Origin of the sequence: Candidatus Albibeggiatoa sp. nov. BB20, from assembly GCA_016744725.1 — a bacterium.
Taxonomy (GTDB): Bacteria; Pseudomonadota; Gammaproteobacteria; order Beggiatoales; family Beggiatoaceae; genus Albibeggiatoa.
Window position 1 is genome coordinate 20757 of sequence record JADGDW010000035.1, and the last position, 9983, is coordinate 30739.

Annotated in this window: 8 protein-coding genes and 1 CRISPR repeat array (1 of these 9 only partly in view); of the genes, 4 read left to right on the forward strand and 4 right to left on the reverse strand. The window is 40.1% G+C overall.

The genetic code is table 11. From position 1 onward, the window contains the following. A CRISPR array of direct repeats spans window positions 1-1739; the repeat unit is 35 nt; unit sequence GTCTCAACAGCCTAAACGGCTAACGTCTGTGCGAC (it extends 64 nt beyond the left edge of the window). Window positions 1740-1920: 181 nt separating this feature from the next. The 3 genes from ABXH34_RS06040 to ABXH34_RS06050 form a co-directional block, all read right to left on the reverse strand. Then, window positions 1921-3600 (reverse strand): hypothetical protein, encoded by a 1680-nt coding sequence (locus ABXH34_RS06040; protein WP_353570967.1) that lies wholly within the window; start codon window positions 3598-3600, stop codon window positions 1921-1923. A gap of 393 nt (window positions 3601-3993) precedes the next feature. Then, a complete protein-coding gene (locus ABXH34_RS06045; protein WP_353570974.1) occupies window positions 3994-4452 on the reverse strand; it encodes a transposase family protein in 459 nt (152 codons plus the stop codon). Then, a complete protein-coding gene (locus ABXH34_RS06050) occupies window positions 4364-4600 on the reverse strand; it encodes a hypothetical protein (protein ID WP_353570968.1) in 237 nt (78 codons plus the stop codon). Before ABXH34_RS06050 ends, ABXH34_RS06045 begins: the two co-directional genes overlap by 89 nt. A gap of 598 nt (window positions 4601-5198) precedes the next feature. Here ABXH34_RS06050 and ABXH34_RS06055 point away from each other — a divergent pair. From ABXH34_RS06055 to ABXH34_RS06070, 4 genes are all read left to right on the forward strand, one after another. Beyond that, window positions 5199-6647, forward strand: coding sequence for a class I adenylate-forming enzyme family protein (locus tag ABXH34_RS06055; protein WP_353570969.1), 1449 nt, complete (start codon window positions 5199-5201; stop codon window positions 6645-6647). A 111-nt stretch (window positions 6648-6758) separates the two neighbouring features. After that, window positions 6759-7010 (forward strand): acyl carrier protein, encoded by a 252-nt coding sequence (locus ABXH34_RS06060; protein ID WP_353570970.1) that lies wholly within the window; start codon window positions 6759-6761, stop codon window positions 7008-7010. Between the two features lie 58 nt (window positions 7011-7068). Continuing rightward, the gene (gene hemW / locus ABXH34_RS06065) at window positions 7069-8349 is read left to right on the forward strand and encodes a radical SAM family heme chaperone HemW (RefSeq protein WP_353570971.1); all 1281 of its coding nucleotides are present in this window, start codon (window positions 7069-7071) and stop codon (window positions 8347-8349) included. A gap of 123 nt (window positions 8350-8472) precedes the next feature. Further along, window positions 8473-9315 carry a hypothetical protein gene (locus ABXH34_RS06070; protein ID WP_353570972.1) on the forward strand — a complete coding sequence of 281 codons (843 nt, stop codon included), beginning with the start codon at window positions 8473-8475 and terminating at the stop codon, window positions 9313-9315. Between the two features lie 86 nt (window positions 9316-9401). Here ABXH34_RS06070 and ABXH34_RS06075 read toward each other — a convergent pair whose 3' ends face one another. Continuing rightward, complete coding sequence (locus tag ABXH34_RS06075) at window positions 9402-9911, reverse strand: LbtU family siderophore porin (RefSeq protein ID WP_353570973.1); 510 nt, start codon at window positions 9909-9911, stop codon at window positions 9402-9404. Window positions 9912-9983: the final 72 nt, after the last annotated feature.

The following is a 9983-nucleotide window of genomic DNA, read 5'->3' on the forward strand; positions in this document are numbered from 1 at the left end:
CAAGGAGGGTCTCAACAGCCTAAACGGCTAACGTCTGTGCGACCATCTGATAGCGAACCTCAGTGCGGGATTAAAGGGTCTCAACAGCCTAAACGGCTAACGTCTGTGCGACCCTATTTTTGTCACCAAATGCAATGGCATTAAAGGTCTCAACAGCCTAAACGGCTAACGTCTGTGCGACCATCATCATTCCTTCTTCCCATGCAAAAGGTAAAGGGTCTCAACAGCCTAAACGGCTAAAGTCTATGCGACCTTGGACCTCTACACCAGATGGGGCAAGATTTCTAGTCTCAACAGCCTAAACGGCTAACGTCTGTGCGACTTTCATTCATTTAATTCAAACAGAAGTTTGTTAAAGGTCTCAACAGCCTAAACGGCTAACGTCTGTGCGACGAAGTTGAGCATGTAGGCACTGCATTGTTATTTTTTGTCTCAACAGCCTAAACGGCTAACGTCTGTGCGACCATCTGATAGCGAACCTCAGTGCGGGATTAAAGGGTCTCAACAGCCTAAACGGCTAACGTCTGTGCGACCGCCTAGTCAGCTTGGCGTGCCAATAACTTATGAAAGGGTCTCAACAGCCTAAACGGCTAACGTCTGTGCGACCAAAACTGGCGGTGCAAGTGGTCTTCTTTACGTAAAGTCTCAACAGCCTAAACGGCTAAAGTCTATGCGACACTTTTATCATGAAGATGATAATTTTGTTGTTAAAGGAGTCTCAACAGCCTAAACGGCTAAAGTCTATGCGACCTAATGCTGGGGCGTATAGTTCAGAAGGTCTAAAGGAGTCTCAACAGCCTAAACGGCTAAAGTCTATGCGACACATTATTGGTTCTGTTGAACTAGTGTATGTACAAAGTCTCAACAGCCTAAACGGCTAAAGTCTATGCGACAGCAAATTTGTTGGATTAATTAAATAAACCCTCAAGGTCTCAACAGCCTAAACGGCTAACGTCTGTGCGACAGTGATCATCCACGCAAGTAATGATCCCAAAGGGTCTCAACAGCCTAAACGGCTAACGTCTGTGCGACTCATTCACGGTCAACTTCACTGGATTGCCTAAAGGGTCTCAACAGCCTAAACGGCTAACGTCTGTGCGACATAAGATGGAGATGGTTATGAAATTCGCGAAAAAAGTCTCAACAGCCTAAACGGCTAACGTCTGTGCGACGGAACTGGACTAGTTTATACAGAAGAAGAGGCTAAGTCTCAACAGCCTAAACGGCTAACGTCTGTGCGACCGTCTTCAAGAGACCCAGAAACGTGGTTTACCTGAAGTCTCAACAGCCTAAACGGCTAACGTCTGTGCGACCCAAAAAGACCCAGATCTTTATCGAAAGGTAGAAAAGTCTCAACAGCCTAAACGGCTAACGTCTGTGCGACCGTCCGTATGACGGAGCATGAGGTATGTTTCAGTAAGTCTCAACAGCCTAAACGGCTAACGTCTGTGCGACGATGAAAAGGTCACGGCATGTCAGCTTCTTGTAAAAGTCTCAACAGCCTAAACGGCTAACGTCTGTGCGACAATTATGGTGATACTTTCCAACATAATGAAAAAAAGGGTCTCAACAGCCTAAACGGCTAACGTCTGTGCGACCCAAAAAGACCCAGATCTTTATCGAAAGGTAGAAAAGTCTCAACAGCCTAAACGGCTAACGTCTGTGCGACAAAATGACTAATAGATACAAACCTTTACCAAAAGGGTCTCAACAGCCTAAACGGCTAACGTCTGTGCGACTTTTCAATTATCAATTATCAATTATCAAGGTTGAGTGCTTTTTTGTTAATTGGTCATTGTTAATTGTCAATTGATTCACAGCCTGAACGGCTAACGAAAACATTTTTTTAAAGAACGATTCAATAAGTTAAATCCTAGTCCATCTATCACAAAAAAACAAGCTCTTGTATGCAAAAAAATCTCAATCCACCACCTTACCCTGCACAAACCGCCGTCCCGCAAAATCAAATCCCGCCTCAACATTCCCCACCTCACCACACATCTCACTCAACAAACCCAATCGCTGCCCAACCGCCACCATCTCCGCCTCATCATCACCCAACACCAACACCGCATCCTCACAACGCAAGACCCGCAATCCCGCCAACACCCCATCCAACAACACATAAGCCAATCCATAACGTAACGGCGAACCATGCGGCAACCCGCGCTCACGCCCCTGCAACTGCCCCAAACCCTGCACTGGTGCTTGCATCCACCCCATCACCCGCATCACAACCACATCATCACCCAACAACGCCACCAATCGCGCCCACAATCGATGCCACTGCACCCCCAACAAAAATCCCTCAAAATCCCACACATACACCCAATGCAAACCCTCCGCATACGCTGCCTGCACCTCCGCATCCACCTGCGACATCGGCAACCGCGCTCGAATCCCACACCGCCCCCGATACAACACCGAATCCAACGCTCGATTCAACACCTGCGCCACCGCTCGCTGCAACACCCTATCCCAAAATGGCGGCACTAACACCGTTTCCAACACACCCGCATCCTGATTCAATACCTGTTTTGCTTGCAATGGAGGGACTTCATAACTGCCCTCTAACAACTTTCCCCGCAACAACTCCAATGTTTTCTCAATTTGAGTGGTATCGGTTTCATTATCATCTTGACTGACATGCAAATAGGCCTTAAACACCTGCTCAGAATCACACGCATCCAACAACGAATTGGCTTTAATCGTGCGCAAAATCGCCGCCGCGCCATTCTCCATTTCCAAATGATACCGCCCCCAACCAAACACCCGCCGCTGACCAATCCCTACATATTGCCCTAAAATCCACTGACACCACTGCTCAAACGGCATATTCTGCATATCCAACTTCACCGTACCCAACAATCCGCCCATCGGTTTACTACGCCCTTTTTCATCTTTATAATCAAAATCCAACCAAAAACCATCCGCCTCAAGCAATCGCGGCGAACTATCCGACTGACGCGACGGCACATTATCGATTCGATGACGTAACAAATTGGCTAAAGTATCATGCAAACGGTCATTTAATAACTCAAAACTCAATTCATCGTTGACATGACAAAACCGCTGCCCATCTTTTCGTGCCTCACGCTGATCCTTCGGCAACAACAATCGCACTGGCGACAACCAACGCAAAGTCACTTCAGGCATCGCTTGCCACGCTTTTGCATCTTGTTGTAATTGAGAAAAGCTATACGACGTTAAATCACTGACCTTCTGCACCGTATTCTGGGTAAACAAATCATGCGCGGAAACCCACTTTAAATTATCTCGAAACGGGACTTTCTTATTTTTAACCCGCACCGTCAGCGGCATATCCTGCATTCGATTCAACAACATCTGCAACAAACCCTCACCACCCGCCAACACGGTCAAACTAAACCGATAATAATCGCCTTCTTTAAATTGCGTACAACCACTCTCAGGCGCATCGAGACAAATAAAATGCTCATAAGTATCAATATCATTGGGTAAAAAATGCCGTAACCACGCAGTCAAAGCAGGCTGATGATACGCGCGAATCTTAGTCAACTCAGTGAATTGCAAAGTGATTTCGATAATACGTAAAGGAAGTAAGGATTCTATGGGTAGCATGGGAATTTTCAGTTTTTGAATGGGGATTTTTGATTGTAAATGTTGGAATAAGGATTCTCAAGATTGAACAAGATGAAACTGTATCTAAGATAAGCAGGATAAAAAATCCTGTCCATCCAATTATCCGTTAAATCATGTTCAAAAATCGACAGCCTAAACAGCTAACATTAACGTTAAGAATGAGACTTTTTCTGATTCTCTAGTTTTCCAAAAAATCTCTAATTATTTCAGGCGAATATATTTTTAACACTTCATCAGGCAGGGTGATTTCATTAAAAATGATAATTAGGATAAAATCAATATTAATCAGATAATTGAGTGTTATCAATCAAGATTTCAATTAAGTATTTAGTAGAGTTGTTGCATCCTTAAAAATCAAGCGTTTATTTGCATTTAATTGTTTAGGTTAAAATTCCATAACCCAGCGCAAATAGCAGATACTTTATCGTATAAATCGGCAGTATGTATGCGAATACGCTCCATTAAAATTCGGCTGTGTTCAACATAAATTCGTTCTTTGGCTAATTGCCAATTTTCCAGTTTTTGTTCTTTTGTTAGTGTGCCATTTCTCGGTTTTTTATGGGGAATATCGAGCTTAAGATGTAGATAACTTTTAGCAAAACCTAAAAATCCTAAATCTACTTTAATCTGAATATCTTTAAAAATATCTTTTTTTGGCTCAAATAGCATTTTAAGTAAACCAAATTTTTGATGTTTTCCTTTATGCCCCTTACTCGTATAGTGAATACGTCTTGTATCATCACTAAATATTAAATGCTCGATTGTATGGGCTTTTTTTTCCAGAAAAATACTCTTTTTGCACTTCTTTATCCTGTGGACGTTGGATTCTATTTTCTGTCATATCCAGTGTTAATTTTTTAACTTCTGACATGAATTTTTCTACTTCTTTTGCACTTGAACCTTCTGATAACGGCATTAATCTTTCTTTTTCCAAGGCTTGACTTAATATTTCCAACCCTCTTGATTGTTGACGTTTCACGGTTGATGCCTCCATTACAAATATAAACCCTAAAATATCATAAGTCGTTCCACTCTTCAGGCTAAACAATGTGAAAAATAAAAGATCATTTCAGTATATTGATTTTCCTTTAATCCTGTATTTGCTCTCCAGTGTCTTTCTGTTTTTAATGCTTCTGTTCCTACTCTCATTTCTTCCTTGCTCCTGTTGGTTTATTCCCATAAAAATTAAGCTATACTCCATAAGGCTACTTCACTGTTTTTCAATCGCTTTTTATATCTGAATTTATTAATCTATTGATTTTAAATATTGCAACAACTCTATTTTTTAGAGTTTAATGATGCTAAATCGAAATAAACCAATAAGCAAATACACAGAATATAATAAACATTGATTATGTTATTTTTTCAAGCCCTTCAACTGTAGTAAAACGCACAAAGACCTTAGTTTTAGTATATTGCAACAAATATTATGGTTTTTATCAATTATTATAGTTAAAACAGTATGATATAAATCAATTGCAGAAAATCCTTGTTAAATTATCTTGGTTATGTAAAATAATGTAATACATTAGTTAAGCTTCTGGAATTTATCTAAAGCTGGTGCAAGGATATAGGCAATGTTTGCAACTCACATAGACCACGCAATCAATAACGCAGACTGGCAACATAACACGTTGAGCGATGGCACAATGACCTGTGCTTATCAGGAAATATCTGCTTTATTTGATGTCATTGCTGATTTTTTAGCAGAGCATCAGGTTCAAGCCGATGACTGTCTTGCTATTGAAGGGGTTAATTCAGTCCCTGCGGCATTGATCTTATTATACTTGTTAAAACAAGGTTATAGCTTTGTACTTTATCCGCCAATGCAAAAGCAAGGTAAAGAACTTGCCGTTAGACCACCGATTCCAGATTTTTGTCGTTATCGTTTAATTATTAATCCTACACCTGATAACGCAAGCACTTTCAATGCTGAACTACTTGAACACATTAGCAGCTTTGAAATCAACGATCATTTTAATTCTGCACTGGCCAATCAAGGTTTTGCTGACCAAAAGCTCTATCTTCGTACTTCTGGCAGTATGGGTACTGCTAAAATCGTTGTGCATAATCATCAGAATTTTGTGGGAAATGTACAAAACTGTATCGAAAGACATAAATTCACTACTCAAGATAATGTTTTCATTCCTGTTCCTATTTTCCATTTATATGGTTTAGGTGCAATATTTTTGCCTGCAATTTTGACAGGGGCAAATGTGTATCTACAAGCCCAGTCTAATATTCTTAAATTCATGCAAGCCGAGCGCAGCTTTAATCCGACAGTGATTTTCGTGACTCCAACATTGTGTGAAATGATGACCAAAGGTTTACGTTCTGAGCGCAATTATCGCCTAGTAGTTACCTCTGGAGATAGAATTAAACCTGAACTATTCCGCGAGTTTGATGCAAAATTCTCTGGTTTGGTCAATCAATATGGCAGTACCGAAATGGGTGCAACTGCTGCATCTTCGCCAACAGATGGGCTTGAAGACCGTGTCATCACCATGGGTAAACCGATGGCTGGGGTTGAAATTAAAATTGATGAAGAAAATACCCCTCAAGATGACAGTGGTGAGCGAATTGGCGAATTGTATTGTAAACATCCGTATGGATTTGAACGTTATATCAACGAACAAGGTGAAGAAATTGCCCCTGCACCAGAATGGTATCGCTCAGGTGATTTAGTTAAAATTCACGAAAATAGTGATATTGAAGTGATTGGACGTAGTGATAATCGGGTAAATCGTAATGGTTATCTCGTATTATTGTCTGATGTAGAAGCGGCTTTAGAAAAAATCACAGATGTCGAACAAGCCATTGTTTTACCAATCACGGGTGATGATATGCGCGGGCAGCGAATTGCTGCATTTTGCATCAGTGACGTGGAAGGCAAACAGATTCGTGAAACCTGCTTTGATATATTGCCACAGTACGCAATTCCAGATGAAGTACATGTTTTAAAAACCTTACCAATGTTGCCTAGCGGAAAAGTTGATAGGCAGAAATTGAAAACAGGACAGTTTTAAGGATACTCAGGGCAATTAGTCTTTAGTATTCTAATAATAAATGTGAATTAATGGGATAGTCCTTAATATTAGGCTAGTTTTTATTCCTAAAATGTGCAGGAGAGCATTGTAATGAGTGATGTTGTTGAACAGTTAAAAAAAATCATTTCTGAAAAATTAGATGTCAATTTGACTTACGAAGAAGTTGATCCGGAAGTCACGTTGTTTGAAGAAGGTTTGGGCATGGATTCCATCGCAGTTATGGAATTTATTACTCAAATTGAAAATCATTTTGGTTTTAAGTTTGCGGAAGAAGAATTAGATATGGAATTATTCCAAAATGTGAATATGGTCGCGGATATGGTCGGTAAGAAACTCGCCTAATCTGCATTTTAAAAGTACGACAACAACATTTTTAAATTAGCAATTTTAGGAATGCTCCATGATTAATTCAGATAAAGAAAGACAGTACTGGGTGCCAGAACGTCGCGGGTTTATTACTAATTACCCTAACTTCATGCACTGGAAAAGATTAGAAGAAACAGGCTTAGCAGGTGTCCGTGAGCCGCTTAATATTTATATTCATATTCCGTTTTGTGCGCAAAAATGCTCTTACTGCTACTATCGTACGGTTCAGAACAGTCGCAAATCTGAAATTGATGCATATGTAGATGCGTTATGTAAAGAAATCGAAATGGCCGCAGAACGTTTTGATTTAGCACAGCGTCCTTTAAGCTCTGTGTATTTTGGTGGTGGTACGCCGACCTTATTAACGGGTGAGAATTTATTAAAAATTCGTGCTACGTTAGATAGATGTGTGAATGTCACTGACCAAACTGAAATCACCGTAGAAGGTGAACCTGTTACGATTACAGATAAGAAAGCCCAAATTTTAGGTGAATTAAACGTTACACGTATCAGTATGGGTGTTCAATCTTTACATGATGAAATCATTAAACTTTCTCATCGTCAAGATACTCAAGCTCGTGCTTTACGTGCAATTGAAATGTCTCGTAAAACGGGTGCATCAGTCAATATCGATTTAATGAGTGGTTTAGCAGGTGATACCCCAGAAACATGGGCTTATAGCGTTGCAAAAGCAATCGAAACGGGTGTTGAAAGTATCACTGTTTACAAAACAGAGTTATACACCAATACTGAGTATTACAAAGAATTACGCAGCAACAAAATTACCTTGCCTAACGATGATGAAGAGTTGGATTACATGCAACATGCCATGGACGAGTTTGCAAAAGCGGATTATGTGCCTTGGAGTTTCTTCACATTTACTAAAGAAGATAAATATCGTCACATTCATTCTCCTAGTATTTGGAGAGGTGAAGACTTCTATGCGATTGGCGCATCTGCATTCGGTCGTATGGGTGATTACTTAATCCAAAATACTAATGAAGTCGGTCGTTATATCGAATTAATTGAAGGTGGTGATTTACCTATTCATCGTGGTCACAAAATGAACAGTATGGATAAAATTGTCCGTGACATCGTGTTGGGTATGAAGTTAGTCAGTATCGATTTAGAGTCTTTCTATGAGCGTCATGGTGTAAATTTACCTGCATTCTGCAAAGAAAGTGTCGATCGTTTGACTAAAGAAGGTTACATCACAGTAACTGACAAAGAATTAAGAATGACAGATAAAGGTATCTTGCACGGTGACTTGGTCGGTAAAGACATGACGCGTAGCTTGATGGAAATGTATTCCTGATAGGGATTTTTGGTTTTTAAGGTATGAGAACTGGCAGCCCTAATTATTTGTACATACATCATTGTAATTATGGGATTGCCAGTCCTTAATCTCTGGAAATCGAAAATAAAAAAGGGGATTGTTATGATTGACAATTTATTGCATCAGCACCAGAAACCGCTTCAAGTCAAGAATATTTTAGACAAGCAAAACTTGCTCAAGATCATTCGGGTTGACTATGAAAAGATCATGTATGCCTTGCTAGAATTGCGTAATAAGCCCGCTTTTTACGTTATCAGTGACTTTTTCCAAAAAAATGACAAACATGTATCTCAAGTTATGGATAAGCTCAAAGATGAGCATCTATCCCATATTGGATTTGAAATCCTTGAACCTTTGAATTTGTCTGAATACGGTTTTGAGCATGGTTTCAATCGGTTTAATCAAGAACTTGGGACGGAGATGTGTGTCACACAAGTGCAGCGTTTTCCAGCCTCGCAAGCGTTTCAAGATCGGGTCGATGCGTTTACCGAAATTATGCGGATTTGGATTCAATTGGATCATCGTGAAGTGATGTTAGAATTGTTTGATATTCACAAACCTGTCAATGATTATTTCTTGACCCACAATACGGCAACAGGTCATGCGATTGATGATGAGCAGCATATTTTCCCACACGCGCACACAATCTGTTTTGCGAAAGATGATATTTGGCATTATGCCTTAGATACGGAAACATCTGATGATGTGTTGGCTTTACATGATTATTTCAAGTATTTAGCCAGTCATGACGATCATTACATATTACCGTTTAAAGAGATTGTGAATAATAAAAATGATGGATCGTTTTATACTAAGATTATTAACACACAACGTCAGATTGAAATTGAATTTGTGACTCATGTCGATGTTCCTCGTACTAAAGCCCGCAAACCTCAACAATTCTCTACAACATCTTCTCAACAACAAGCTGCAAGCGTTTGCTAGTGTGCTGTTTCTGAATGATTCAAAAAAAAGTAGCTCCAAGCATGATACTTGAAGCTACTTCTCAATTTATTCAAATTAACAATTAATTAGAATTCAACGGCTAATTGTACTGTGAATGTGTCTGCATCTTCACCAGTGCCACCATCAGCAACGTCGTAATCGGTATCACGTTTCCATTCAAATTTCAAAGAAGTGTTATCAAAGATACCTACACCAACACCGACTAAAATACGGCTTTCAGAGGACGCTAAGCCTAAAGCTTCTTCAGAAGTTTGGTAGCCAACCGCAAATGTAACATCTTTACCCGCTAAGGCTGCAGTATAAGCCGCTTCAACATTTAAAGCAGTGGGTTCAGCATCGTTGCCATTGAATGCGAAATCTGATGCTTTGATAGGGTCTAATGCAGTTAAGTATTCAGCAATTAAACCGAAACCACCAAAACCTAATGTCGCGTGCGCAATGATACCGCCAACATAGTCATCCACAGCAGTAACATTTGCAATGTTATCCATCATGCCGCCAGAATCAAGTAAGTTACTGGTGTAGTCAACACCAACATCTAATGATAAACAACGTATGATGGGGCAATCTGACATAGCGCAGCTCACTTGGAAAGTCCGTTGTTTATCTAAATTAAAAAAGAAAAAAGGCCGTACTGAGTTTCAGCG

Coding starts and splice junctions, on each gene's coding strand:
- ABXH34_RS06040 (WP_353570967.1), bottom strand. CDS start 3,600: ATGCTACCCATAGAATCCTTACTTCCTTTACGTATTATCGAAATCACT.
- ABXH34_RS06055 (WP_353570969.1), top strand. CDS start 5,199: ATGTTTGCAACTCACATAGACCACGCAATCAATAACGCAGACTGGCAA.
- ABXH34_RS06060 (WP_353570970.1), top strand. CDS start 6,759: ATGAGTGATGTTGTTGAACAGTTAAAAAAAATCATTTCTGAAAAATTA.
- hemW (WP_353570971.1), top strand. CDS start 7,069: ATGATTAATTCAGATAAAGAAAGACAGTACTGGGTGCCAGAACGTCGC.
- ABXH34_RS06070 (WP_353570972.1), top strand. CDS start 8,473: ATGATTGACAATTTATTGCATCAGCACCAGAAACCGCTTCAAGTCAAG.
- ABXH34_RS06075 (WP_353570973.1), bottom strand. CDS start 9,911: ATGTCAGATTGCCCCATCATACGTTGTTTATCATTAGATGTTGGTGTT.